Annotated in this window: 21 protein-coding genes; 16 read left to right on the top strand and 5 right to left on the bottom strand. The window is 73.8% G+C overall.

Going from position 1 to position 24,844, the window contains the following annotated elements:
- Positions 1-312: 312 nt before the first annotated feature.
- Entirely contained in the window at positions 313-1,443 is a 1,131-nt protein-coding gene (locus tag AB0M79_RS03105; RefSeq protein WP_364207256.1) for a hypothetical protein, read from the top strand.
- 67 nt (positions 1,444-1,510) lie between these two features.
- Here the strand turns inward: AB0M79_RS03105 and AB0M79_RS03100 are convergent, their stop codons facing one another.
- Positions 1,511-2,443: an ion transporter gene (locus tag AB0M79_RS03100; protein WP_364207254.1), complete on the bottom strand. Its 933-nt coding sequence runs from the start codon at positions 2,441-2,443 to the stop codon at positions 1,511-1,513.
- A gap of 265 nt (positions 2,444-2,708) precedes the next feature.
- Between AB0M79_RS03100 and AB0M79_RS03095 the strand changes: the two genes are divergently transcribed.
- From AB0M79_RS03095 to AB0M79_RS03035, 13 genes are all read left to right on the top strand, one after another.
- Positions 2,709-3,605 (top strand): alpha/beta hydrolase, encoded by an 897-nt coding sequence (locus AB0M79_RS03095; protein WP_364207252.1) that lies wholly within the window; start codon positions 2,709-2,711, stop codon positions 3,603-3,605.
- A gap of 162 nt (positions 3,606-3,767) precedes the next feature.
- The gene (locus AB0M79_RS03090) at positions 3,768-4,967 is read left to right on the top strand and encodes an acyl-CoA dehydrogenase family protein (protein WP_364207250.1); all 1,200 of its coding nucleotides are present in this window, start codon (positions 3,768-3,770) and stop codon (positions 4,965-4,967) included.
- A complete protein-coding gene (locus tag AB0M79_RS03085; protein WP_364207248.1) occupies positions 4,964-6,070 on the top strand; it encodes an acyl-CoA dehydrogenase family protein in 1,107 nt (368 codons plus the stop codon). The genes AB0M79_RS03090 and AB0M79_RS03085 overlap by 4 nt, the downstream gene beginning before the upstream one ends.
- A gap of 128 nt (positions 6,071-6,198) precedes the next feature.
- Entirely contained in the window at positions 6,199-7,098 is a 900-nt protein-coding gene (locus tag AB0M79_RS03080) for an ABC transporter ATP-binding protein (protein WP_364207246.1), read from the top strand.
- A 70-nt stretch (positions 7,099-7,168) separates the two neighbouring features.
- A complete protein-coding gene (locus tag AB0M79_RS03075) occupies positions 7,169-7,900 on the top strand; it encodes an ABC transporter ATP-binding protein (protein ID WP_364207244.1) in 732 nt (243 codons plus the stop codon).
- A 12-nt stretch (positions 7,901-7,912) separates the two neighbouring features.
- On the top strand, positions 7,913-8,791 hold the full coding sequence (locus AB0M79_RS03070) for a branched-chain amino acid ABC transporter permease (protein WP_364207242.1): 879 nt from the start codon (positions 7,913-7,915) through the stop codon (positions 8,789-8,791).
- Positions 8,792-8,865: 74 nt separating this feature from the next.
- Complete coding sequence (locus AB0M79_RS03065) at positions 8,866-9,882, top strand: branched-chain amino acid ABC transporter permease (protein WP_364207609.1); 1,017 nt, start codon at positions 8,866-8,868, stop codon at positions 9,880-9,882.
- A 95-nt stretch (positions 9,883-9,977) separates the two neighbouring features.
- Positions 9,978-11,258 (top strand): ABC transporter substrate-binding protein, encoded by a 1,281-nt coding sequence (locus AB0M79_RS03060; RefSeq protein ID WP_364207240.1) that lies wholly within the window; start codon positions 9,978-9,980, stop codon positions 11,256-11,258.
- A gap of 350 nt (positions 11,259-11,608) precedes the next feature.
- Complete coding sequence (locus AB0M79_RS03055) at positions 11,609-12,394, top strand: SDR family oxidoreductase (RefSeq protein WP_364207238.1); 786 nt, start codon at positions 11,609-11,611, stop codon at positions 12,392-12,394.
- Positions 12,391-13,239, top strand: coding sequence for an SDR family oxidoreductase (locus tag AB0M79_RS03050; RefSeq protein ID WP_364207236.1), 849 nt, complete (start codon positions 12,391-12,393; stop codon positions 13,237-13,239). The genes AB0M79_RS03055 and AB0M79_RS03050 overlap by 4 nt, the downstream gene beginning before the upstream one ends.
- A gap of 30 nt (positions 13,240-13,269) precedes the next feature.
- Positions 13,270-14,292 carry a phosphotransferase family protein gene (locus AB0M79_RS03045; protein WP_364207235.1) on the top strand — a complete coding sequence of 341 codons (1,023 nt, stop codon included), beginning with the start codon at positions 13,270-13,272 and terminating at the stop codon, positions 14,290-14,292.
- Positions 14,289-15,503, top strand: coding sequence for an acyl-CoA dehydrogenase family protein (locus tag AB0M79_RS03040; RefSeq protein WP_364207233.1), 1,215 nt, complete (start codon positions 14,289-14,291; stop codon positions 15,501-15,503). The genes AB0M79_RS03045 and AB0M79_RS03040 overlap by 4 nt, the downstream gene beginning before the upstream one ends.
- Positions 15,504-15,554: 51 nt before the next feature.
- Positions 15,555-16,160, top strand: coding sequence for a TetR/AcrR family transcriptional regulator (locus tag AB0M79_RS03035; RefSeq protein WP_364207231.1), 606 nt, complete (start codon positions 15,555-15,557; stop codon positions 16,158-16,160).
- 13 nt (positions 16,161-16,173) lie between these two features.
- On the opposite strand, the gene AB0M79_RS03030 is transcribed toward AB0M79_RS03035, so the two are convergent.
- Positions 16,174-17,208, bottom strand: a complete 1,035-nt coding sequence (locus AB0M79_RS03030; RefSeq protein ID WP_364207229.1) for a hypothetical protein — start codon at positions 17,206-17,208, stop codon at positions 16,174-16,176.
- A 231-nt stretch (positions 17,209-17,439) separates the two neighbouring features.
- On the opposite strand from AB0M79_RS03030, the gene AB0M79_RS03025 reads away from it, so the two are divergent.
- Complete coding sequence (locus AB0M79_RS03025; protein ID WP_364207227.1) at positions 17,440-20,358, top strand: AAA family ATPase; 2,919 nt, start codon at positions 17,440-17,442, stop codon at positions 20,356-20,358.
- Positions 20,359-20,366: 8 nt separating this feature from the next.
- On the opposite strand, the gene AB0M79_RS03020 is transcribed toward AB0M79_RS03025, so the two are convergent.
- The 3 genes from AB0M79_RS03020 to AB0M79_RS03010 all read right to left on the bottom strand — a co-directional run bounded on the left by AB0M79_RS03020 (position 20,367) and on the right by AB0M79_RS03010 (position 23,588).
- Positions 20,367-21,443 carry an alcohol dehydrogenase catalytic domain-containing protein gene (locus AB0M79_RS03020; RefSeq protein WP_364207225.1) on the bottom strand — a complete coding sequence of 359 codons (1,077 nt, stop codon included), beginning with the start codon at positions 21,441-21,443 and terminating at the stop codon, positions 20,367-20,369.
- Positions 21,440-22,858 (bottom strand): aldehyde dehydrogenase family protein, encoded by a 1,419-nt coding sequence (locus tag AB0M79_RS03015; RefSeq protein ID WP_364207223.1) that lies wholly within the window; start codon positions 22,856-22,858, stop codon positions 21,440-21,442. Before AB0M79_RS03015 ends, AB0M79_RS03020 begins: the two co-directional genes overlap by 4 nt.
- Before the next feature lie 91 nt (positions 22,859-22,949).
- The gene (locus tag AB0M79_RS03010; RefSeq protein WP_364207221.1) at positions 22,950-23,588 is read right to left on the bottom strand and encodes a TetR/AcrR family transcriptional regulator C-terminal domain-containing protein; all 639 of its coding nucleotides are present in this window, start codon (positions 23,586-23,588) and stop codon (positions 22,950-22,952) included.
- 89 nt (positions 23,589-23,677) lie between these two features.
- Between AB0M79_RS03010 and AB0M79_RS03005 the strand changes: the two genes are divergently transcribed.
- Positions 23,678-24,829 carry an acyl-CoA dehydrogenase family protein gene (locus tag AB0M79_RS03005; RefSeq protein ID WP_364207219.1) on the top strand — a complete coding sequence of 384 codons (1,152 nt, stop codon included), beginning with the start codon at positions 23,678-23,680 and terminating at the stop codon, positions 24,827-24,829.
- The last annotated feature ends 15 nt before the right edge of the window (positions 24,830-24,844 follow it).

Raw genomic sequence — 24,844 nt, 5'->3', positions numbered from 1 at the left:
CGCGGGTGGCCGCGCTGCCGACCAAACCTACTGTGACCAGGGCCGTGGCAAGGAGTGCGGCCAGGAACCGGCGCTTGGGTGCCATGGGTCCCCCTCGTTGGTGAGACTGTGGTCCTCGCGATCGTAGACGCCCTTGCAAGCCGTTCCGGTTGCCAGCCGATCGGCCGGATCCGGCCGCAGAAATGTGGGTGGTGTGCACCCATGTAAGGGCGGCAGCCAGCGATGAGCATCAGTCGTATGTCAATTCTTCACACCTCACAGCGGCGCGTGGGTTGGCTCGGCAGAGCCGCCGCGGTCACCTGCGCCGCCGTCATGACCGTCGGTCTGGGGGCCACCCACGCGGTCGCCAAGCCCGCGACGCCGCCGGCGTCCGCGGCCGACGTCACCGAGATGGTGAACGCGCTCTTCGTCGACGCCAGCGACGCGATGCGTTACTCGATCGCCGTGGCCGCCGCCGACCCCGATCGCTCGTGGCCGGCGGGCAGCATCGAGGCGCAGCTCGCGGACGCGTTCCAGGACATGCCGGCGCAGCGGCGCCAGGCGTACACCGACGGCGCGAAGGCGATGCTGACCAAGGCCGACACCCAGTTCGGGCGGTACGGCAAGGTCGCTCCCGCCGAGTACGCGGGGCGCGGGTTCGCCGACGTCTACGCCCGGAGCCCGCTGCCGGTGGACCCGGCCCGGTTCGGCTCGGCGCTCAAGGCCCGCCACGACGCCGAGGCGGCCCTCAGGGCGCCCGGCGGCGCGCAGGACGCCCGCTGCCAGGACTGTCCGGACCCGGAGCCCGACCCCTGCCGTGACCTGGGCATCTGTGAGCCGCCGCCGGCGCCCAAGCCCAAGACCGGCCTCAAGTTCATGATCAACAAGGTCGTCTGTGTCGACGAGACCGGTAGCGGCGTCGGCGAGTGGGGCTCGGACGAGATCGCCCTCGGCGGCCTGGTCGTCACCCCGGGCGGTGACACGCTCCAGGTCGGTGCCTACGAGATCCCGCAGGGCTTCGACGACGGCACCATCTGGACCTTCTACAACAACGGGTTCACGTTCGGCTCGTTCGACCTGCCGACCACCTACCCCGGCGTCTACACCGCGTCGGTCCTGCTCACCGAGGTCGACGCGGGCGGGTTCGCCAGCGTCCTCAACACCGTGTGGCAGCAGGTGAAGGGCACCGTCCAGACCGAGGTCGCACGGCGGGTCGGCCAGGTGCTCGAACCGGTCCTGCGCAGCAAGCTGATCGCGCAGGCGCTCGGCGCGCTCGCCGGTTACTTCGCCGTCGAGTTGGTCAACTGGATCATCAACTCGTTCAACGACGACGTCTTCATGCAGGCCGGCAGTTCGCAGTTCACGCTGAACACCATCAACGACGCGCTGCCCTCGGGTGTGTTCCGCTTCTCCGACCACGACGGCGTCTACGACGTCCACTACTCCTGGACCTGGCGCAGATAGCTCCTCCTCCCCCCGCCGGGTGGCGGCCCGCGAGGGTCGCCACCCGGCACCGTTTCGCCCGGCGGCGCTACGCCGGAACGCCGCGGTCGGCCACCGGCTGGTCGCAGGTTCCATCGCAGGCCGGGGCGGGGGCATCCGGGGCGGGCGACCGGTCCGGCATCCGCCGTTCCAGGTCGCTGATGATCGCGTGCAGTTGGGCCAACTGCTCCTGTACGGACGGCTCGCGCCGGTCGTCGCCGGCCGGCGGTCGGCGGCTCTGCAGCGCCGCGGCGCGTTCGTCCTGGTGCGCCTCCTGCAGGGCGGTCAGCACCAGGCCGACGAGCAGGTTCGTGAGCAGGTAGCAGGCGGCGACCATGTAGGAGACGTAGTAGAGGACCGCCCAGTCGGTCACCTGGCGGCCGGCCTGCAAAGTGTCGGTGATGCCGTCCAGCGACAGCAGGAGGAAGAGCGTCAGCATCGCCTGCCCGACCGTGCCGTACCGCTCGGGATAGGCGGTGCCGAAGAGCATCCAGCCGAGCACCGCGTAGCCGTACAGCAGCAGGGCGGTGACCAGCAGGAAGCTGCCCAGGCCGGGCAGGCTGCGCCGGATCCCGACGAAGATCACGCGCAGGCTGGGGAAGAGCCGGAACGCCCGCGCGATCCGCGCCAGGCGCAGCAGCCGCAGCACCGTCACGTTCTCCCGTACGCCCGGAAGCAGGGGTGCGGTCACGATCACCAGGTCGAAGACGTTCCACCCGTCCCGGAAGAAGCCGGCGGGTGCCGGCAGGTGTGCCCCGAACCGGATGAGCAGTTCGAGGACGAAGTAGGCCAGGCAGGCGTACTCGATCCAGCGCAGCGCGGAGCCGGCCACGGCGACCACCGCGTCGTACGTCTCCAGGCCGAGCGCCACCGCGTTGACACCCACCACCACGAAGCTGGCGATGTTGAACCAGGAGGCGCCGACCAGGGCCCCGCACGCCGCGGAGATCGGATGCGACGGGGGACGGGGACTGCTCGACATGGATCTCCTCGGCGGCTCTGAACCGCAGTGGAGCTTAGGGCATGACCGGTCGCCGGCCGGCGACCGGAGCGACCACAAAGGACCGCCGTCGGGGCCGCCGGGGGCGGGTGTGCCCGGTGCCCGGACCGGCGGTCCGGGCACCGGCGTCCGGCCGTGCGCGGGCCGGGGTGGCGGAGACCGGTGGTTTCGCCGATGCGGGCGACCGGCCTCCGGCAAGAAACTGGCCGATGTCGATATATCCCCGCACGGCAGGGAGTGCAGTGACATGTCAGCCACCACCCGTCCCACCCCGACCCGCCGACCGGCCCGCGTCCTCCTCGGCCTGACCATGGTCGCCGGCCTGGTCGCCGGTACGATCGCCGCCGCCCCGGCGGCGCAGGCCGCCGACAACCCGTACGAGCGCGGCCCCGCCCCGACCAACGCCAGCGTCGAGGCCGCCCGGGGCCCGTACGCGACCTCGTCCGTCAACGTCTCCTCACTGGTCGCGACCGGCTTCGGCGGCGGCGTGATCTACTACCCGACCACGACCGCCGACGGCACGTTCGGCGCGGTCGCGATCTCGCCCGGCTTCACCGCCTACTGGTCCAGCCTGGACTGGCTCGGTCCCCGGCTGGCCTCGCAGGGCTTCGTGGTCTTCGGTATCGAGACCAACACCACGCTCGACCAGCCGGACAGCCGGGGCCGGCAACTGCTCGCCGCCCTCGACTACCTGGTCAACCGGAGTTCGGTGCGCAGCCGGGTCGACGCCTCCCGGCTGGCGGTCGCCGGTCACTCGATGGGTGGCGGCGGCTCGCTGGCGGCGGCGCGCAGCCGTCCGGATCTGAAGGCGGCCATTCCGCTGGCTCCGTGGCACACCACGAAGAGCTGGTCGACGCTGCGGGTGCCGACGCTGATCATCGGCGGCGAGTCGGACAGCGTGGCCCCGGTCGCGACCCACTCCGAGCCGTTCTACGCCAGCATCTCGGCGGCGCCGGAGAAGGCCTACCTGGAGCTCAACAATGCCAGCCACTTCTTCCCGCAGGTCTCCAACACCCCGATGGCCAAGCAGATGATCTCGTGGCTGAAGCGGTTCGTGGACAACGACACGCGGTACACGCAGTTCCTCTGCCCGGGCCCGGGCGGGCTGGCGATCGAGGAGTACCGGAACACCTGTCCGGTCTAGCGGACGCCGGCCCACGATCCGGCCGCCGGCCACGATCCGGCCGCCGGCGACCGCCCGGTGACGACCGGCCGGCGGGGGAGCGACCTCCGCCGGCCGGTCGTCACCGGGCGCTGGACGTCAATCGGTCGTCGGTCATATATTGCACTCTCGGTGCAACTAGTCATGCGGGAGGTAGGCGTGTGGAAGGAACGGTTGCCCGGCCTGGTGGCCGAGTTCCTGGCCGGGCACGACCCCGGTACGCTGGGCCGTACGAGGTTTCTCCGGGCCCGGTTCGACGCCGGGCTGGCCCTGATCCACCACCCGGCCGGCCTCGGCGGCCTCGACGCGCCCCGCGAACTGCAACCGCTGGTCGACGCGGCGTTCGCCGCGGCCGGCGCCCCCGACAACGCACCCCACCGCAACGGGATCGGCCTCGGCATGGCCGCGCCGACCATCCTCCGGCACGGCGGCCCCGCCCTCCGTGAGCGGCTGCTGCGGCCGCTGTGGACCGGCGAGGAGATCTGGTGCCAGCTCTTCAGCGAGCCCGGCGCCGGCTCCGACCTCGCCTCGGTGGCCACCCGCGCGGCCCGCGTGACCGGCACCGACGGCTGGATCGTCAACGGGCAGAAGGTCTGGACCTCCATGGCCCACCGCGCCCGCTGGGGGCTGCTGCTCGCCCGGACCGACCCGGACCTGCCCAAACACCAGGGCCTGACCTACTTCGTCTGCGACATGACCGCCCCCGGGGTGGAGGTCCGCCCGCTCCGGCAGCTCACCGGCGAGGCCGAGTTCAACGAGGTCTTCCTGACCGACGTACGGCTCCCCGACGAACTGCGCCTCGGCGAGGTCGGTCAGGGCTGGCGGGTGGCGCGTACCACCCTGATGAACGAACGGGTCGCCATCGGCGGCCGGCCCGCCCCGCGCGAGGACGGCATGATCGGCGTACTCGCGCGGGCCTGGCGGGAGCGCCCCGACCGGCGTACTCCCGGGCTGCACGACGAGCTGGTCCGGCTCTGGGTCCGGGCCGAGGCGGTCCGGCTGACCGGGATGCTCGTGCGGCGACAGGCCGCCGCCGGGGACCCGGGCCCGGAGGGGTCGGCGGTCAAGCTCTCCTACGCCGCCCTCACCCAGGCGGTCTCCGGCCTGGAACTCGACCTGCTCGGCGCGGACGGGCTGCGCTACGACGGATGGGAGATGCGGCGGCCGGACCGGGTCGACATGCTCGGCCGCACCCCCGGTTACCGCTACCTGCGTGCCCGGGGCAACTCCATCGAGGGCGGCACCTCCGAGATCCTGCGCGACATCATCGCCGAGCGCGTCCTGGGGCTGCCCGCCGGACCCCGTGCCGACCGGGACACCGCCTGGCGGGACGTTCCCCGATGAGCGTCGACCCGCGGTACGACGAGGTGGAGACGCACCTGCGGGACAGCGTACGGGCGATGCTCGCCGAGCGCGGCCCGTGGCAGGTCGTGCTGGCCAACCAGGGCCGACCCGACGACCCGGCGCTGTGGTCGCTGCTCGCCGTCGAGATGGGGCTGGCCGGGCTGGCGATCCCCGAACGGCTCGGCGGCGGTGGCGGCGGGCTGCGGGAGAACGCGGTCGTCTGCGAGGAACTGGGGCGGGCGGTGGCGCCGGTGCCCTACCTGGCGAGCGCGGTGGTCGCCACCCAGACGCTGCTGGCCTGTGCCGCGGACGACTGGCTCGCCCGGCTCGCGGACGGCACCCGCCGGGCGGTGCTGGTGCTGCCCGTCGACACCCCGCCCGGTCCCGCCCTCGGGCCCGCCGTCGCGGCCGACGGGCGCCGGCTCACCGGCGCGGTACCCGGCGTCGCCGATGCCGGCGGTGCCGACCTGCTGCTGGTCCCGACCGTGGACGCGCTGTGGATCGTCGAGGCGGCCGGCGCCGGGGTCGACCGGTCACCGGTGGTGTCGCTGGACCAGACCCGGGCGTTGACCGACATCACCCTCGACGCGGTGCCGGCGTACCGGGTCGCGACCGGAGGCCGGGCGGCCCGTGCGGTGCACTGGGGGCTGACCGCCGGAGCGGTCCTGCTCGCCGCCGAGCAGCACGGGATCGCCCGGTGGTGCCTCTCGGCGGCGGTCGACCATCTCCGGACCCGGTACCAGTTCGGCCGCCCGATCGGGCAGTTCCAGGCGCTCAGGCACCGGCTCGCCGACGCCTGGGTCGAGGTCACCCAGGCCGGGGCGGTCTCCCGGTACGCCGTCGGCGTGCTCGCCGAGGCCGATCCGGGTGCGGGGCCGGACCCCGAGGCGCGGGTGGCGGCGGCGCTGGCCCAGGCGCACTGCGGACCGGTCGCGGTCCGCCTGGCCGAGGAGTGCGTGCAGCTCCACGGCGGGCTCGGGTTCAGCTGGGAGCACCCGGCCCACCTGTACCTGAAGCGGGCCCGGACGGCCGCCGTCGCGTTCGGCGCGGCCGACCGGCACCGGGCCGCGCTGGCCGGCCTGGTCGACCTGCCGCCGGCGTGATCCCGGGTCACCCCTTCGTAACGAGGTATTGACGAGCCCCGTATGAAAAGTACACTGCCAGTGTAAAAAGCAGTGGCAGTGCAAAAAGTTTCCGGACCGGTACGAGCGTGAGCGGGGGAGGAGGGCCGATGGCCGACACCACGATCGCGCGGCCGGTGCCCGGCGAGGGCCTGGCCCTGCACGGCATCGGCGTACGGTTCGGCGGCCTCGTCGCCCTCGACGACGTCTCCCTGCGGGTGCCACCCGGCCAGGTCGTCGGCGTCATCGGCCCGAACGGCGCCGGCAAGACCACCCTGTTCAACGTGATCTGCGGCTTCGTCCGTCCGGCCGCCGGGTCACTGACCCTGCGCGGGCGGCCGCTGCACCCGCGCCCCGACCGGCTCACCCGGCTCGGCATCGCCCGTACCCTGCAGGGGGTCGGGCTCTTCGCCGGCCTCACCGTCGCCGAGAACGTGATGGCCGGCGCCACCGGCTCCGCCCGGGCCGGATTCCTGTCCGCGCTGCTCGGACTGCGGCGCAGCGACCGGGAGGAGCGCCGGCTGCGGGCCGACGCCCTCGAACTGCTCGACGAACTCGGCGTCGCCGACCACGCCGACGCGCTACCGGCGACCCTGCCCTACGGGCTACGCAAACGGGTCGCGCTGGCCCGCGCCCTGGCCGCCCGGCCCCGGCTGCTGCTGCTCGACGAGCCGGCGGGCGGCCTCGGTGTCGAGGAGATCGCCGAACTCGGGGAACTCGTCAGCGGCCTGCCCCGGCGCGCCGGCCGCCACCGTGACGCCGACGAACCCTGCTCCGTGCTGCTGGTCGAGCACCACATGGACCTGGTGATGTCGGTCTGCGACCAGATCATGGTGCTCGACTTCGGCCGGGTGGTCGCCACCGGCACCCCGGACCAGATCCGCGCCGACCCGGCCGTGACCGAGGCGTACCTGGGCGTCGACGACCCGTCCGGACCGTCCGGACCGTCCGGTTCGGACGGCGCGGACCGGTCCGACAAGGACGGCGCGCGGAGCGAGGCGGCGGCATGAGCGAGCGTAGCGAGCGATTGGTCGGCTCCGTGTTGAGTCATGCCGCTGGTGAGCGAAGCGAGGCGGCGGCATGAGCGAGCGTGGTGCTGTTCCGCTGCTCGAGGTGCGGGGGCTCACCGCCGGGTACGGCGCCGCCCCGGTCCTGCGTGGCATCGACCTGACCATCCGCACCGGCACCATTACCGCGGTGCTCGGTGCCAACGGGGCCGGAAAGACCACGCTGCTGCGTACGCTGTCCGGGCTGGTCCGTCCCACCGGCGGCCGGATCGTCCTGTCCGGTGAGGAGATCGGCGCGACCCCGGTCGAGCGGCTGGTCCGCCGGGGGATGGCCCACGTCCCCGAAGGCCGGGGCGTGGTCACCGAGCTGACCGTCGAGGAGAACCTGCGCCTCGGCGGGCTCTGGCGCCGGGACCGGGCCGACGCGAAACGCGCCCTCGACGAGGTGTACGAACTCTTCGAGCCGTTGGCCCGGCGGCGGCGGGCCAGCGGGCACCAGCTCTCCGGCGGCGAGCGGCAGATGCTCGCCCTCGGCCGGGCCCTGGTCGCCCGCCCCAGGCTGTTGCTGCTCGACGAACCGTCACTCGGCCTCGCCCCGAAGGTCACCGCCCAGATCATGGCGCTGCTCCGCGACCTGCGTGACCGGACCGGTCTGACCGTGCTCCTGGTCGAGCAGAACGTACGCGGCGCGCTGTCCGTCGCCGACGACGGCGTCGTTCTCGCGCTCGGGCAGGTGGTGGTGACCGCCGACGCCGCCCGGCTGCGTGCGGACGACGACCTCCGGCACGCCTACCTGGGCTTCTAGGAGGGCCAGCCGATGGAACGCTTCGTCTTCCTCACCGTCGACGGCCTCAGCCGGGGCGCGGTCTACGCCGCGTTCGCCCTCGCCCTGGTGCTGATCTGGCGGGCCGCCCGGGTGGTCAACTTCGCCCAGGGGGCGATGGCCGTCGCCACCGGCTACGTCGCCTACAGCGTCACCGCGGCGACCGGCTCGTACTGGCTCGGGTTCGTCGCCGCGCTCGGCGGCGGGCTGTTGCTGGGCGCCGCCGTCGAACGCGGCGTGATGCGGTTCGTCGACCACCGGGCGCCGCTGAACGCGGTCATCGTCGCGCTCGGCCTGATCCTGCTCGTGCACGCGGTCCTCGGGATGCTCTACGGCAACGAGTTCCGGCCGGTCGGCACCCCGTTCTCCCGCGACCCGCTCACGCTGGGCGACCTGGCCCTGCTCTCGCGGTACGACCTCTTCGTCTTCGGCGCGGTCGCCGTGGTGGTGACCGGTCTCGCCCTGCTGTTCACCTACACCCCGGTCGGCCTGCGGATGCGCGCCTCGGCCTTCGCCCCCGAGGTCTCCCGGCTGCTCGGGGTCAACGTGGCCGGGATGCTGACCCTCGGCTGGGCGCTCGCCGCCGCGGTCGGCGCCCTGGCCGGGCTGCTGGTCATCCCGACCGAGCTGGGCCTGCATCCGCACGCGATGGACCTGGTCTTCGTCTCGGCCTTCACCGCGGCCGTGGTCGGCGGCCTGGACTCCCCACCGGGTGCGGTCGTCGGCGGGCTGGTGGTCGGGCTGATCCTGTCCTACGTCAGCGGGTACGTCGGCAGCGACACCACCCCGCTGGCGGTCCTGGTCCTGCTGCTCACCGTGCTGCTGCTGCGCCCGGCGGGCCTGTTCACCACCGGCAGAGCGAGGCAGGTGTGACCATTCTCCGACCACTCACCACGCCCACCACCCGGCGGACGGCTACGCTGCCGCGCTCCACCCTGCTGCGGCACCTGCTGCTGGCCGTCGTCGCCGGAGTCGGGCTCTTCGTCGTCACCGGGGCGCTGGAGCCGTTCCGCAACTACCAGCTGGCGACGGTCGCCGCCTACCTGTGCGCGACCGCCGGGCTCACCGTCCTCACCGGACTCAACGGTCAGCTCTCCCTCGGCCACGGGGCACTGATGGCCACCGGCGCCTACACCGTGGCCCTGACCCAGAACGCGCTCGCCGACGCCGGCCGCCCCGGCGGCGGATACCTGCTCCTCTCACTCGCCCTCGGGGTGGTGGTGACGGTCGCCGCCGGTGCGGTGATCGGCGCGGCCGCCGCCCGGCTGCGCGGACCGTACCTGGCCGGGGTCACGCTCGCCGTCGCGGTCGTCGTGCCGGCGCTGACCACCACCTTCCGGGGCGTCCTCAACAGCGAGCAGGGGCTGCCGGTCCACCTGGCGCCCGCGCCGGAGGCGCTCGGACCCTACTTCCCGTACGAGCGCTGGCAGGCCTGGATCGCCGTCGCCGGGGCGCTGCTGACGCTGGTCCTGCTGGCGAATCTGACCCGCAGCCGGTTCGGCCGCAACCTGCGGGCGGTCCGCGACGACGAGGTGGCGGCCCGGCTCGCCGGCATCCACGTCGGCCGTACCCAGGTGCTGGCCTTCGTGGTCAGCGCGGGCTGCGCCGGTCTCGGCGGCGGCCTGCTGGCGGTGCTGGCGCAGAGCGTCTCGCCCGGCGCCTTCTCGCTGACCCTGTCGCTGTACCTGCTGATGGCCATCGTGATCGGTGGGCTCGGCAGCCTGGCCGGCGCGCTGTGGGGTGCCCTGCTCCTGGTGGCCCTTCCGGCGGCGACCCACATGATCACGGATCTGGTGGACCCACCACCGGCCGTCGCGCAGCGGCTGGACGGAAACCTCTCCCTGGCGATCTTCGGAGTCACGTTGGTCGTCGTGATGATCGCCGCGCCGGGTGGTGTGCAGGGTCTGCTGCGCCGCGCCGGCCGGTCCGTCGGTGCCCGGTGGCGGGTGCCGACCGGGCGGTGAGCCGACAGCGCACGCGCCCGCTCCACCACCACCATCACCACCCACCCCTCGTCAACGGTCCAGCGGACCACCGTCGGATCGAGAAAGGTCGGACGATGCACCGCATCGCGCACCGCGCATTCGCGATCGCCGCCTGCGCCGTACTGGTCACCGCACTGGCCGCCTGTGGCGGTGACGGGGCCGGCCCGGACCGGGCGGCGGTCCCCGGTGTCACCGACACCGAGATCCTGGTCGGCACGCACATGCCGCTGACCGGGCCGGCCTCGGCCGGCTACTCGAAGATCGCGCCGGCCACCAAGGCGTACTTCGACCACGTCAACGCCAACGGCGGGGTGTACGGCCGGAAGATCAACTACAAGATCATGGACGACGGCTACAACCCGGCGACCACCCAGCAGGTGGTCCGCGAGCTGGTGCTGCAGGACAAGGTCTTCGCCATCCTCAACGGGCTCGGCACCCCGCCGCACAGCGGCGTGCTGGACTTTCTCAACACCAGCCGGGTGCCGGACCTCTTCGTCGCCTCCGGCAGCCGGGCCTGGAACGCGCCGGACCGCTACCCGTACACCTTCGGTTTCAACACCGACTACACCGTCGAGGGCAAGATTCTCGCCACGTACGTCAGGAACAACCTCGCCGGGCAGAAGGTCTGCTTCTTCGGTCAGGACGACGACTTCGGCCAGGACAGCCTGGCCGGGGTGGAACAGGTGCTCGGCGCGACCGCGGTCGCGGTCAAGCAGACGTACGTCACCAGCAACACCAACGTCGCGCCGCAGATCGGTGAGCTGAAGGCCGGCGGCTGCCAGGTCGTCGTCCTGGCCACCGTGCCGGGGTTCACCGCGCTGTCGATCGGCACCGCGGCCCGGATCGGGTTCGCGCCGACGTGGCTGGTCTCCGGCGTGGGCGGTGACTACACCACGCTCGCCGCCCAGCTCGGTGACGCCAAGGGGCTGCTGGAGGGAATGCTCGGGGTGAACTACCTGCCCTCGGCCGCCGCCACCGACGACCCGTGGACCACGCTCTTCCGCAAGATCAACGATGAGCGCAACGGCGGCGCGGCGTTCGACGGCAACGTCGTCTACGGCATGTCGGTCGGCTACCTCTTCGTACAGGCGCTGCTCGCCGCCGGCGAGGACCTGACCCGGCAGGGCCTGATCGACGCGATCGAGCGGGGCGGTTTCAAGGGGCCCGGCCTGGCGCCGCTGCGGTTCGCCAAGGACAACCACTCCGGGTACGGCGGCATGCGGATGATCAAGGTGGAGCAGGGGAAGCAGGACTACTTCGGCCCCACCTACGAGACCGACTCGGGCGGCGGCCCGGTCAACGAGTACCCGGAGGCGCCGCCGGCCCCGCCCGCGAACGGGATCCCGTCCGTCTGACCCGTCGGTGCCGCCCCCGGGTGCCGCGCACCCGGGGGCGGCCGGCGGGCGTCGTGGCCTCAGCGCAGCCGCTCGACGATCATCGCCATGCCCTGGCCGCCGCCGACGTACATGGTCTCCAGGCCGATGGTCCTGTCGTGCCAGCTCGGTCAGGGAGCCCTTGTTGGCACGGCCGATCGGGGAGCGGGCGGCGGCGACGATGACGGCTTCGGGCATGGCTTCAGGTGTCCTCTCCGGAGCATCAATGTGCACCAAGAGTGCGCTTACTTTGAGTGTGCTGTCCATCGAATCCCGGGTGGGAATCGTCACGGTGATTGACGGGTCGGGCGGGCGTTCCTAAAATCGGCACTGTGACTGCAAAATCTGAGCATCCGGTCGACGGTCGCCTCGCCGGTCGGGTGGCCCTGGTGACCGGCGCCAGTCGCGGCATCGGGCTGGCCGTCGCCCGACGCCTCGTCGCCGAGGGCGCCCGGGTCGTGATCACCGGCCGCAAGGCGGCGCCGCTCGCCGAGGCGGTGACCGCCCTCGGCGGCCCGGCGGTGGCCCACGGCGTCCCCGGCGCGGCCGACGACCCCGAACACCGGGCGCGGGCCGTCGCCGAGACGACCGACACCTTCGGCCCGCTCGACATCCTGGTCAACAACGCCGGCACCAACCCGGTGTACGGGCCGCTCACCGAACTCGACCTCGGCGCGGCCCGGAAGATCATGGAGGTCAACGTGCTCGCCGCGCTCGGTTGGGTTCAGCAGGCCCGCGCGACCGGCTTCGGCGAACACGGCGGTGCCGTGGTCAACCTCTCCTCGGTCTCCGCGTTCAAACCCGCCGCCGGCATCGCCTTCTACGGCATCAGCAAGGCCGCGCTCAACCAGCTCACCGCCGCGCTCGCCGTCGAACTGGCGCCCCGGATCAGGGTCAACGCGGTCGCCCCGGCGGTGGTGAAGACCCGCTTCGCCGCCGCCCTCTACGAGGGGCGCGAGGCCGAGGTCGCCGCCGGATACCCGCTCGGCCGGCTCGGCGAACCGGCCGACGTCGCCGCCGCCGTCGCCTTCCTCGCCGGCCCCGACGCCGCCTGGATCACCGGCCAGACCCTGATCGTCGACGGTGGACTCACCGTCGCCGACCGGGCCGCCGGATGACCCCGGTCGGCCTCGACCTCACCGACGCGGTGGTGGTGGTCACCGGCGGCGGGTCGGGCATCGGGGCCGCCCTCGCCGAACGCTTCGTCGCCGCCGGTGCCCGGGTCGTCGTCAACGACCTGGACCCGGCCGCCGCCGAAGTCGTCGCCGCCCGGATCGGCGCCCTCGCCGTCGCGGGCGACGCCGCCGACCCCGACTTCGTCGACCGGCTCGTCGACCGGGTCTGGACCGAACTCGGCGGCCTGGACCTCTTCTGCGCCAACGTCGGCATCGCTCCCGAAGGGGGAGCCGACGCCCCGGTCGAGGTCTGGACGACGGCCTGGCGGGTCAACGTCATGTCCCAGGTCCACGCCGCCCGCGCGCTGCTGCCCCGCTGGCTCGCCGACGGGCAGGGCCGGCTCCTGGTCACCGCCTCCGCCGCCGGGCTGCTGACCATGCTCGGCAACGCGCCGTACTCGGTCACCAAACACGCCGCGCTCGGCTTCGCCGAATGGCTGCGGGCCAGCTACGAGCACCGGGGGATCGTCGTCCAGGCGCTCTGCCCGCAGGGCGTACGCACCCCGATGCTGGCCCGCTCCGGGCCGATGGGCGGCGCGCTGCTCGACGACGGCGCGCTCACCCCCGACCAGGTCGCCGACTCGGTGCTGGCGGCGATGGCCGACGACCGCTTCCTGGTGCTGCCGCACCCCGAAGTGGCAGACTTCTATCTCCACCGGGCCAGCGACCCGGACCGGTGGCTGAGCGCGATGAACCGCCTGCAACAGCGCCACGAGTCGGCGCCCACCCCCGTCCGGCCCGGTGCGGAGGGAGCCGTCATGGGCGAGCGCGGCGAGCCGGCGTCATGAGCGGGCGGGCGTCATGAGCGGGCCGGCAGCATGAGCGGGCCGCCCGGTCTGGACCTCGCCCGGCTCCGCGAACACCTCGCCCAGCATGCCCCGGGCCTGGTCGCCGGGCAGCTGCGGGCCGAACTGCTGGTCGGTGGCCGGTCCAACCTGACGTACGCGGTGACCGACGGGACGTCGCGGTGGGTGCTGCGCCGCCCACCACTCGGGCACGTCCTGGCCACCGCACACGACATGACCCGGGAGTACCGGGTGCTCAGCGCGCTCGGGCCGCCCGGCTTCCCCGTACCGCCGACGGTGCTCCTCTGCCCGGACCCGGCGGTCCTCGGCGCCCCCTTCTACCTGATGGCGTACGTAGACGGCGTCATCCACCGGGACCCCGCCGAGCTGGAACGGCTCGGTCCGGACCGGGTACGCGCCCTCGTGCTCGCCCTGGTGGAGGTGCTCGCCGACCTGCACGCCTTACCGCCGGCCGAGGTGGGGCTGGCCGACTTCGGCCGCCCGGAGGGCTACAACGACCGGCAGGTCCGGCGCTGGAAACGGCAGCTCGACGCCTCGCGCGGCCGCGACGTGCCGGGCATCGACCACCTGCACGAGCGGCTGGCCGCGGCCGTACCCGCCGGCGGCGCCGGCACGATCGTGCACGGCGACTTCCGGCTGGACAACGTGCTGATCGGCCCGGAGGGCGGGATCCGCGCGGTGCTCGACTGGGAGATGTCGACCCTCGGTGACCCGCTGAGCGACCTGGCGCTGATGCTGATCTACGCCGGCCGGCCGATGCCCGCCGCCGACGGCCCGACCCGCCCCGCGCTCGCCGTACCCGGTCACCCGGACCCGGTCGAGATCGCCGCGCACTACGCGCGCCGATCCGGCCGCGACACCAGCGGCCTGCGCTGGTATCTCGCCTTCGCCGCCTTCAAGCTCGCGGTGATCCTCGAGGGCGTGCACTACCGGTACGTACGGGGGAAGACGGTCGGCCCCGGCTTCGAGGGGATCGGCGCGCAGGTCGCGCCGCTGGTCCGGCAGGCACACGAGACTTTGGATGGTCTTTCGTGAACTTCGATTTCGATGACCGTACGGAGGAACTGCGGGCCCGGCTGCTCGGGTTCATGGCCGAGCGGATCTATCCGGCCGAGCAGGTCTTCGCCGAGCAGGCCCGGCACTCCGGCTGGTCGCACCCGCCGGTCCTCGACGAACTGCGCGCCGAAGCCCGCCGGCGGGGGCTCTGGAACCTCTTCCTTCCCGGCGCGTACGGCGCCGGCCTGACCAACCAGCAGTACGCCCCGCTCGCCGAGATCACCGGACGCAGTCCCGGCCTGGCCCCGGCCGCGCTGAACTGTGCCGCCCCGGACACCGGGAACATGGAGGTGCTGGCGGAGTTCGGCACCGGGGCGCAGCGCGAGCGGTGGCTGGAGCCGCTGCTCGACGCGCGGATCCGGTCGGCGTTCGCGATGACCGAGCCGGATGTCGCCTCGTCCGACGCGACCAACATCGCCACCCGGATCGAACGCGACGGCGACGAGTACGTCGTCAACGGCCGCAAGTGGTTCATCACCGGGGCGATGAACCCGCTCTGCCAGGTCTTCATCGTGATGGGCAAGACCGACCCGGACGCGCCCCGGCACCGGCAGCAGAGTCAGATCCTGGTGCCCCGGGACACCCCGGGAGTCACCATCCGCCGGGGCATGCACACCTTCGGCTGGGACGACGCCGACCACGGCGGGCATGCCGAGATCGACTTCGTCGACGTACGGGTGCCGGTGGAGAACCTGATCTCCACGGAGGGCTCCGGGTTCGCGATCGCCCAGGCGCGGCTCGGCCCCGGCCGGGTGCACCACTGCATGCGGCTGATCGGCATGGCCGAACGGGCCCTCGAGCTGATGTGCCGCCGGGTCAGCGGCCGGTACGCGTTCGGCGGGCCGCTGGCCGACCAGGGGGTGGTCCAGGACTGGATCGCCGAGGCCCGGGTCCGGATCGAGCAGGCCCGGCTGCTGGTGCTCAAGACCGCCTGGTTGATGGACACCGCGGGCAACAGGGCCGCCCGTACCGAGATCCAGGCGATCAAGATCGTGGTGCCGGAGATGGCCCAGTGGGTGGTGGACCGGGCCATCCAGGCACACGGCGCGGCCGGGGTGAGCCAGGACACCCCGCTGGCGCGGCTGTGGGCGTCGGCCCGGACCATCCGGCTCGCCGACGGCCCCGACGAGGTGCACCGGCGGTCGCTGGCCCGGCGTGAGCTGCGTCGCCACCAGCCGGCGGGCGGCTGACCGCCACTACACTGCGGGTGCAGGTTTCGACGTCGGCGGGAGCACGAGGCGATGACTGACACCGAGGCACCGGTGCGGGTGGATGGACGTACCGCCCGCGCGGAACGCACCCGGGCGGCGATCGTCGACGCGCATCTGGCGCTGATCGGTGAGGGCGACCTGCGGCCGACCGGTGAGCGGATCGCCGAGCGGGCCGGGGTCTCCCTGCGGGCGCTCTGGACCAATTTCAAGGACATGGAGACCCTGTTCGAGGCCAGCGGTGAGCGGGTGCTCGCCGAGCAGCAGGCCGCCCACCGGCCGATCCCGGCGGAGCTGCCGCTGGCCAAGCGGGTGGACGCCTTCTGCCGGCAACGTGCCCGGCTGCTCCAGCTGATCACCCCCTCGGCGCGGGCCGCGCAGTTGCGCGAACCGACCTCGGAGCAGTTGCGCCGTAACCGGGCCAAGCACATCGAACGGCTCCGGGACGAGGTGAGCGAGGTGTTCGCCGTCGAACTCGCCGCGGCCGGGCGGGGCCGCGGGCAACTGCTCAACGCGGTGGTCGCGGCGACGATGTGGCCCGCCTGGTCGATGCTCCGCGACGGGTTGGGGCTCGGCGTCGACGAGGCCCGCCGGACGATGGCCCGTACCGTCACCGCCCTGCTGACCGCCCGCGACTGACCGTCCGCGACCGTCACCGCACCGCGGCGGCGAGTTCGGGTTCGAGCGGTCGGTTGGCGGGGATGTCCCGCCACTGCCTGATGTCCGTGATCAGTCGCGGCGCGGATACCGAGAGGTCGTCGAGGTCGACGGTGACGGCGGCGACGCCGACCATCGGCCCGACGCACCGCCAGGACGTCTCCCGTTCGGTGCAGACCGCCTCGTAGTAGCGCATCTCGCGGGACGTACCGGGAATCAACCACCGTTGCTCGTAGACCTCCAGGCCGCTGACGTGGGCGACCCCGCTCTCGTCGAGCCATTCGTCGATCCACGCGCGCAGGGTCTGTGCGATCGTCTGCCACTCCTTCGCCGGCCAGACGGGTCGGACGCGGCCGGCGTGGGCGGGCGGGGTGGCGGCCGCCGCCGGCCAGACCTCGACGGTGTGGTGGAACGTCTCCTTCAGGGCCGCGTCCAGGTGCCGCTCGGTGACCCGCAGGACGGGCGGCAGCTCCGGGTCGGGAGCCGCCAGGCCGGCGAGCACGGATGCGTCGACGAGGTTGACGCCGGGGGCGGCGTCCTGGCCGGGGAACCGCCAGTCCTCCCGGCACGGTTGGAGCCGGAGCGGCGTACGGTCCAGCGGGCCGGCGTCGTCGGCGGCGATCCAGACCTCCTCGTGCGACGGCTGCCCGATCTCGTGGACGGCGACCAGTGAGTAGCCGCAGGGCCGGAAGGCCGCCACCAGGGTGCGGTAGCGGTCTGCCCGTTCCCGGGCCGCCCGTACGGCGGACCGCAGATCCTCCTCGTCCACGGTGCTGTCGGGCGCGCCGCCGACGTTCACCACGACCGCGGCGTCGGGGTCGTCGTCGAGTGCGAAGACGACCTCGGCGGCCCCGTCGGCCGGTGCCCGCCGTACGGTGACGAGCCGCAACTGACCGGGGTGGGTCTCCTCGGCGAGCGCGGTCACGGCATCGACGGGGTCGCGATCGGCCGAACACCCGGACAGGGCCAGCACCGCCGTCACGGCCGCCGCGATCAGACCGCTGACCGGCCGTCCCGCTCTCCGCCCCATCCGTTCCACCTGTCCCTTCGGGCCCGGGCTCCCTGGTCCCGTACGCGGAGCCCGTCGACCCGCACACGGTATCGAGCTGGATCCAGGGCGCCCCAGGGTCCCGGCCGGCCCCGGGCGGCGGGTTGGGAGCGCCGAGGTGTGGGGTCGTCGTGCCTCAGGTGAGCGAAATGTCGCCCTCTTCCGATCTCGTTACCGATAGGTAACACTCACTATATGATTGATGCATCGCTAGTGCAAAAATCTGTGCTACGGGGCCGGAGCACGGCACGCCGGGCGATCACCGACCTGATCGACGCGGCGGCCACCGGCACCGGCGGCGCCCTGCTGCTGCACGGCGAACTCGGCCTGGGCAAGACCGCACTGCTCGACGACGGCAGCGTGACCGCGGCCGCCCACCCCGCCGGGTTCACCGTCCTCGCCGCCAAAGGGCTGCCCGACGAGGCCGACCTGCCGTACGCCGTACTGCACCGGCTCCTCGAACCCCTCGCCGGACGGATCCCGCCGCTGCCCGGCCGGCAGGGCGAGGTGCTCACCCGCGCCCTGGGCGGGGAGGGCTGCCCCGAGCCGGACCGGCTGGTCCTCTGCCGGGCCGTCCTCGGCCTGCTCGGCACGGCCGGCACCGGACGTCCCGTGTTCTGCCGCCTCGACGACACGCATGCCGCCGACCCCCCGTCGCTCGACGTGCTCGCCTTCGCCGCCCGGCGGCTGCGCCCGTACCGGGTCGCCATGGTGCTCGCCGGCGACGCGGCGGAAGCGGTCTGCGACGTACCGGCGCTCGGGCTGACCCCGCTCGACGAGACGGACAGTCTGGGCCTGCTCGGCGACCTGGTCCCCGACGGCCTGCCGGCCGACACGGCCGCGGCACTGGCCCGGCTCGCGCGGGGCAACCCGCAGGCGCTCACCGACCTCGCCACCACCCTCACCCCCGCCCAGCGGTACGGCGACGAGCCCCCGCCCACGGCACTGCCCCCCGACGGCGTGCTCGGCCGGTCCTACCGGGACCGGTTGCGCCGGCTTCCCGCCGAAACCCGCTGGCTGCTCCTGCTCGCCGCCGCCGACGAGGCACTCGACCAGTTCGGCCTGGTCCGGGCCGCCGAAGCGTCCGGTACCCGGCTGACCGCCCTCGCCCCGGCGGAACTCGCCGGCCTGATCCGCGTCGACGCCCACCGGGTCGGCTTTCCGCAGCGACTGCTCCGGACCCTGGCCTACCAACAGGCACCGCTGGCCCGGCGCCGCGCCGCGCACCTGCTCCTGGCCCGGACCATCAGCACCGGACCCGACCAGCGACTGCGTCGGGCCGTACACCTGGCCACCGCCGCCGACGGCCCGGACGAACCGCTCGCCGCCGAACTGGAACGGGCGGCCACGCACGTCCGCGCCAGTGCCCCCGACCCCGGCGCCGGCCCGTTCCGTACGGCCGCCGGCCGACCCGATCCGGCCGGGGGCTACGCGACCGCCTCGGCGGCCCTGGAACGCGCCGCCCAGCTCACCGACGCCCGGACCGGCGACGGCCGCGGCGCCGCGGCCGATCTCCGGCTCGTCGCCGCGGCCCGGTACGCCTGGCTGGCCGGCGACCCGCAGCGTGCCCGCCGGCTGCTCTTCCGGATCGGCGACACCGGCGCGGACCCGGTGGTGCGGGCCCGGGTCCGGCTGCTGAGCGGCGAGATGGCCCTGCGCGCGGGCGTCGCCGGTGACGCACCGGAACCGCTGCTGGCCGCGGCCGAGGTGCTGGCCCCGACCGATCCCCGGGCGGCCCTCGGCGCGCTGCTACAGGCCGGCGAGGCGGTCTGCCTCTCCGGCGACTACCGCCGGTACGCCGAGATCGCCCGCCGGGCGGCCGTGCTGTGCCGGCCGGACGCCACCGCCGCCGCCCTGGTCGCCCACGAACACATCGCCGGCTCCGCCGCGACCTTCGAGGGCCGCCACCGCGACGCGGTCGCCGCCCTCCGCCGGGCGGTCGACCTCGCCGCGTCGCTGGACGACCCCGTCGGGCTCACCGCCGCCAGCGCCGCCGGCCTGCTCGCCGCCGACGACGCCGCCGCCGGCCGGCTCGCCTCCCGGGCCGTGGCCCGGGCCCGGGCCACCGGCGACGTCTCGGCCCTGCCCCGGGCGTTGGAGCTGCTGAGCTACGCCCACTACTGGCTCGACCCGACCGGTCCGGCGGCGGTGGCGGCGGCCCGGGAAGGGCTGGCGGTGGCCGGGGAGAGCGGGCAGGACAACTGCGCCGCCATCCACCGGGGCATGCTCGCGGTGCTGGCCGCGATCCGCGGCGACCGGGCCGTGGCACTGCGGCACGGCCAGCCCGGCGCGGGCGCTCATGCCGGCGGGCAGCGGCCCTGGGCGCTGAGCCAGTGGGCGCTGGCGGTGCTCGACCTGACCGAGGGCCGGGCGACGGCCGCCGCCGCCCGGCTGCACGCCCTGGCCCGACCCGGCACCGGCCGGGGCCAACCCGTCGTGCAGGTGATGGCCACGCCGTACCTGGTCGAAGCGGTCGCCCACGCCGACCCGGCGGGACCCGCGACGGCGGCACGGCGGGCGCGGGCGCTCCACGCGTCGGCCGTCTTCGACCGCTGGGCAGACGGCACCGGGAATCCGGCCCGCCGGGCCGTCTCCGCCCGCTGCCGCGCACTGCTGGCCCCCCGGGGCAGCGGGGCGGCCGAGGACTGGTTCCGGCAGGCGCTGCGGCTGCACGCGGCGGGCGGGGCGGAGTTCGAGCGGGCGCGTACGGAACTGCTCTTCGGCCGGGAGTTGCGTCGCTCGCGCCGACCCCGGGACGCCCGGGAGCACCTGCGCCGGGCGATGGAGACGTTCCAGCGGCTCGGTGTCGCCGGCTGGGCACAGCAGGCGACGGCGGAACTGCGGGCGGCGGGCGCGGCGGTCCCGGCCCACACCGCCACCGCGCGCCGGCCGGCCGTGGAACCGCCCGGCGACCCTCGGCCGCCGGGCGGTGCCGTCCGCCCGGCGGTCGACGTGCGGACGCTGACCCCCCAACAGCTGCGGATCGCCCGGCTGGTGGGGGAGGGGGCGACGAACCGGGAGGTGGCCGCCTGCCTGCACCTGAGCCCCCGGACCGTCGACCACCACCTGCGCAACATCTTCCACCGGCTCGGCCTGCGGTCCCGGATCGAGCTGGCCCGCGCCCTGCGCTGAGCCGGTGGTCAGTCGAACAGCACCACCGTGCGGGCGCCCTCGCCCCGGGCCATCCGGGCGAAGGCGGCCGGCGCCTCGTCCAGTCCACACCGGTCGGTGATCAACGGACCGAGGTCGAGCGACCCGTCGAGCACCGCGGCGGCCAACTCCGGCACGTGCCGGTCCGGGTCCGACGAACCGTAGACCGAGGAGCGCAGGGTACGCGCCGAGTGGAAGATCTCCAGCGCGCTCAGCTCGACCAGGTCGTCCTTGCCGCCCATCCCGACCACGGTCACCTGGCCGCCGCGCCGGGCGGCCCGCCAGGCGGTGCGGATCGTGGTGGCCCGGCCGACGCATTCGAAGGCGTGGTCGACCCCGCGCCCTCCGGTCAGCGTCCGGACCCGTCTGGTGAGGGTGTCGTCGGCGACCAGGAAGTCCGTGGCCCCCGCGGCCGTCGCCAGCTCACGCTTGGCCCCGGCGAGGTCGGCGGCGACGACGCGTCCGGCACCGGCCGACGCGGCGGCGATCACCGTGGCCAGGCCCACCCCGCCGAGCCCGAGAACCAGTACGGACTCACCCGGCGCGACGGCGGCGGTCCGGGTGACGGCACCGACCCCGGTCAGGACGGCGCAGCCGAGCAGGGCGGCCGACTCGAACGGCAGCCCGGCCGGCACGGCGATCACCGCCCGTTCGCCGACCACCACCTCCTCGGCGAGCGCGCCGAGGCCGAGGGTGACGTGCAACGGATCGCCCCCGGCGGTCCGGCCCCGGGCCACCGACGGGGTGCCCGCCTCGGCACAGAGCCACGGTTCGTCGTGCCGGCAGGGCCAGCACCCGCGGCACGGCGGTGCCCAGTTCAGCACCACGTGGTCGCCGACACCGACCCGGCGTACGCCGGCGCCGACCTCGGTCACCAGCCCGGCGGCCTCGTGCCCGAGCACGAGCGGGTACGCCGGGGTGACCGTCCCGTTCGTCATCGACAGGTCGGAGTGGCAGACCCCGGCGGCGCGGACGCGGACCCGGACCTCGCCAGGGCCGGGGGCGGGCAGTTCGACGTCGGTGACCGTGGGCGGCGCGCCGACCCCGGCGACGACCAGCGCCCTCATCGCTGGATCGACTTGAGCTGGGTGAACTCGGCGAGCCCGTGCACGCCCAGTTCGCGGCCGATCCCGGACTGCTTGTAGCCGCCGAACGGGGCGAGCGGGTTGAAGGAGCCGCCGTTGACGTCCACCGAGCCGGTGCGGATCCGGCGCGCGACGGCGAGCGCCCGTTGCTCGTCGCCGGCGAAGACCGCGCCGGCGAGCCCGTACCGGGAGTTGTTCGCGATGGCGACGGCCTGGTCGGTGTCGTCGAAGGGGATGACCGCCAGGACCGGTCCGAAGACCTCCTCCTGGGCCAGGGCGCTGTCGGGGTCGACGTCGGCGATGACGGTCGGCGCGACGAAGTGGCCCCGGTCGGGGACCGGCGCGTCCGGACCGCCGGTGACGAGCCGGCCGCCGTCGGCGAGGCCGCGCGCGATGTATTCCCGTACGCGGTCGCGTTGGGTGGCGGAGACCAGCGGTCCGAGCCGGGTGGCCGGGTCGAAGGGATCGCCGAGCCGGTATCCGGCGGCGATGTCGGCGGCGAGTTCGAGGGCTTGCGCGTAGCGGGTGCGGTGCACGAGCATCCGGGTCCAGGCGGTGCAGGTCTGGCCGGAGTTGACGAAGCAGTTGCCGATGCCGGCCTTCACGGCGGTGGTGAGGTCGGCGTCGTCGAGGACGATGTTCGCCGACTTGCCGCCGAGCTCGAGCGCGACCCGGGCGATCCGGTCGGCCGCCAGGTGGGCGATCTGCCGGCCGACGGCGGTGGAGCCGGTGAAGGAGACCATGTCCACGTCCGGGTGCCCGGCGAGGGCCGCGCCGACCACCGGACCGGTCCCGGTGACCAGGTTGACCACCCCCGGCGGCAGCCCGGCCTCGTCGATCGCGTCGAAGAGTTGGTAGGCGACCAGCGGGGTCAGCTCGCTCGGCTTGAGCACGACGGTGCAGCCGGCGGCGAGGGCGGCGGCGAGCTTGGCGACCACCTGGTGCAGCGGGTAGTTCCACGGGGTGATGGCGCCGACGACGCCGACCGGCTCGCGCAGCACCAGGGAGTTGCCGATGGTCTCGGCGGGGGCGGGCTGCCGGGCCAGGTCGGCGTAGCCGCGCAGCACCCGCAGCGGGAGTCCGACCTGGACCCGGGCGGCGAACTTGCGCGGGCTGCCGAGTTCGCGGCCGATGGTCTCCGCGAGGGCGTCGGCGCGGGAGGCGAGTGCGTCGTGCAGCCGGTCGAGCGCCGCGGCCCGGTCGGCCGGGCCGGTGTCGGCCCAGCCGTCGAAGGCGGCGCGGGCCGCGGCGACGGCCCGGTCGACGTCGGTGGCGGTGCACGCCGGGATCTCGGCGATGGTCTCCTCGGTGGCCGGGTTCTCCACCGGGATCGTCCCGGTGCCGTCCGGCCGCACCCAACGACCGCCGAGGTGGATTTCGGTACGGGTGAGCTGCATCGGTGGACCTCTCACTCGGGTGAGTGGGCAGCGGTGCCGTCTGGCGGCAATAACTAGCGCCGCAAGTTTTCCGACTGTAGCGCCCGCCGCCTCACCGATCCATAGGCCGGGCGAGTTTCTCGTAGTCGCTGGAGAGACCGTCGATGAGCGCGTCCAGGCCCAGGGCGAACGCCCCGTCGTCGACGCTGCGCTGGTGTTCGGCGAGCCGGTGCGCCTGGCCGAGGTGGGGGTGTCCGTCGTAGAGCGCCGGATCCTCGATGAAGCCCTTCGCGAACGAGCCGAGGGTGGAGCCGGTGACCAGGTAGCGCATCAGCGCACCGATGTGGGTGGCCTTCGCCGGCGGCCAGCCCGCGTCGACCAGTCCTCCGTAGACGGCGTCGGCCATCCGTAGCGCCGCCGGCCGCCGGCCCGGCCCCTGGGCGAGGTACGGGACGATGTTCGGGTGCGCGAGCAGCGCCTCGCGGTACGACATCGCCCAGAGTCGCAGCGCCGTCCGCCATTCGTGCGTACGGAAGAACGAGACGTCCACCTCGGCGATGATCGCGTCGGCGACCGCGTCCAGGATCTCGTCCTTGGTCGCGAAGTGGTTGTAGAGCGAGGGGCCGCGGACCCCGAGTTCGGTGGCGAGCCGGCGGGTGGAGAACCCGGTCAGCCCCTCGGTGTCGATGAGCCGGGCGGCGGTGGCCACGATTCGTTCCCGGCTGAGCAGGGCCTTGCTGGGACGCGGCATCGGTCGGTCTCCTCCGGAACGGGTGCGCAAGGAACTCTTCCACATCCGGGTCTGGACGAGATAAAACTTGCAGCGCTAGTTTAATGTCCATGGATCTGAGCCTCTCGCCCGAACAGGCCGCCGCGCGTCAGCTCGCGGCCGAGTTCGTCGATCGTGAGGTGGCGCCGTACGCCGCCGCGGCCGACCGCGCCGAACAGGTCGACCCGGCCGTCGTCGGGAAGCTCGGCGACCTCGGCTTCCTCGGGCTGACCATCGACGAGGCGGACGGCGGCTCCGGCGGCGACCACCTGACCTACTGCCTGGTGCTGGAGGAACTCGGCCGGGGCGACCCGTCCGTACGCGGCATCGTCTCGGTCTCCCTCGGCCTGGTCGCCAAGTCGATCGCCGCCCACGGCACACCCGGGCAGAAGGCCCGCTGGCTGCCCGGGCTCTGCGCCGGCGACCTGCTCGGCGCCTTCGCGCTCACCGAACCCGATGTCGGATCCGACGCCGCCGCACTGCGTACCCGGGCCGAACGCGCCGGTGACGACTGGCTGATCAGCGGGGCCAAGGTGTTCATCACCAACGGCACCCGCGCCGACGTCATCCTCCTCTTCGCCCGTACCGGCGGCCCCGGCCCGCGCGGCATCACCGCCTTCCTGATCCCCGCCGACAGCGCCGGCCTGACCCGCCGCCCGATCCACGGCAAACTCGGGCTGCGCGGCCAGGACACCGCCGAACTCGCCCTAGACCGGGTCCGGGTGCCCGACAGCGCCCGGCTCGGCGCCGCCGGCGCCGGCTTCGACCTGGCGCTGCGCGCCCTGGCCAAGGGCCGGATGTCGGTCGCCGCCGGCTGCGTGGGCATCGCCCAGGGCAGCCTGGACGCCGCACTCGGCTACGCGGCCCAACGGGAACAGTTCGGCAAACCGATCGCCGGCCACCAACTGGTGCAGCGACTGATCGCCGAGATCGCCGTCGACACCGCCGCCGCCCGGCTGCTCGTCTGGCAGGTCGCCGACCTGATCGACCGTGGACAGCCCTTCGCCACCGAGTCGTCGGTGGCCAAACTCTTCGCCACCGAGGCCGCCGTCCGCGCCGCCAACAACGCACTCCAGGTCTTCGGCGGGTACGGCTACGTCGACGAGTACCCGGTCGGCAAGTACCTGCGCGACGCCCGCGTCGCCACCCTCTACGAGGGCACCAGCCAGATCCAGCAACTCCTCATCGGGCGGGCGCTCACGGGCGTCAGCGCCTTCAAGTGACAACCACCAGGGAGA

The organism is Polymorphospora sp. NPDC051019 (assembly GCF_040683055.1).
GTDB classification, from domain to species: Bacteria; Actinomycetota; Actinomycetes; order Mycobacteriales; family Micromonosporaceae; genus Polymorphospora; species Polymorphospora lycopeni.
Note: the sequence above shows the minus strand (reverse complement) of the source record. Positions and strands in the feature narration are given on the sequence as shown.

Bases quoted from the DNA above. Each gene is read 5' to 3' on its own strand.
- AB0M79_RS03060 (WP_364207240.1), top strand. From the start codon at position 9,978: ATGCACCGCATCGCGCACCGCGCATTCGCGATCGCCGCCTGCGCCGTA.
- AB0M79_RS03020 (WP_364207225.1), bottom strand. From the start codon at position 21,443: ATGAGGGCGCTGGTCGTCGCCGGGGTCGGCGCGCCGCCCACGGTCACC.
- AB0M79_RS03080 (WP_364207246.1), top strand. From the start codon at position 6,199: ATGGCCGACACCACGATCGCGCGGCCGGTGCCCGGCGAGGGCCTGGCC.
- AB0M79_RS03010 (WP_364207221.1), bottom strand. From the start codon at position 23,588: ATGCCGCGTCCCAGCAAGGCCCTGCTCAGCCGGGAACGAATCGTGGCC.
- AB0M79_RS03085 (WP_364207248.1), top strand. From the start codon at position 4,964: ATGAGCGTCGACCCGCGGTACGACGAGGTGGAGACGCACCTGCGGGAC.
- AB0M79_RS03090 (WP_364207250.1), top strand. From the start codon at position 3,768: ATGCGGGAGGTAGGCGTGTGGAAGGAACGGTTGCCCGGCCTGGTGGCC.
- AB0M79_RS03070 (WP_364207242.1), top strand. From the start codon at position 7,913: ATGGAACGCTTCGTCTTCCTCACCGTCGACGGCCTCAGCCGGGGCGCG.
- AB0M79_RS03075 (WP_364207244.1), top strand. From the start codon at position 7,169: ATGAGCGAGCGTGGTGCTGTTCCGCTGCTCGAGGTGCGGGGGCTCACC.
- AB0M79_RS03105 (WP_364207256.1), top strand. From the start codon at position 313: ATGACCGTCGGTCTGGGGGCCACCCACGCGGTCGCCAAGCCCGCGACG.
- AB0M79_RS03045 (WP_364207235.1), top strand. From the start codon at position 13,270: ATGAGCGGGCCGCCCGGTCTGGACCTCGCCCGGCTCCGCGAACACCTC.
- AB0M79_RS03030 (WP_364207229.1), bottom strand. From the start codon at position 17,208: ATGGGGCGGAGAGCGGGACGGCCGGTCAGCGGTCTGATCGCGGCGGCC.
- AB0M79_RS03100 (WP_364207254.1), bottom strand. From the start codon at position 2,443: ATGTCGAGCAGTCCCCGTCCCCCGTCGCATCCGATCTCCGCGGCGTGC.
- AB0M79_RS03035 (WP_364207231.1), top strand. From the start codon at position 15,555: ATGACTGACACCGAGGCACCGGTGCGGGTGGATGGACGTACCGCCCGC.
- AB0M79_RS03050 (WP_364207236.1), top strand. From the start codon at position 12,391: ATGACCCCGGTCGGCCTCGACCTCACCGACGCGGTGGTGGTGGTCACC.
- AB0M79_RS03015 (WP_364207223.1), bottom strand. From the start codon at position 22,858: ATGCAGCTCACCCGTACCGAAATCCACCTCGGCGGTCGTTGGGTGCGG.
- AB0M79_RS03095 (WP_364207252.1), top strand. From the start codon at position 2,709: ATGTCAGCCACCACCCGTCCCACCCCGACCCGCCGACCGGCCCGCGTC.
- AB0M79_RS03005 (WP_364207219.1), top strand. From the start codon at position 23,678: ATGGATCTGAGCCTCTCGCCCGAACAGGCCGCCGCGCGTCAGCTCGCG.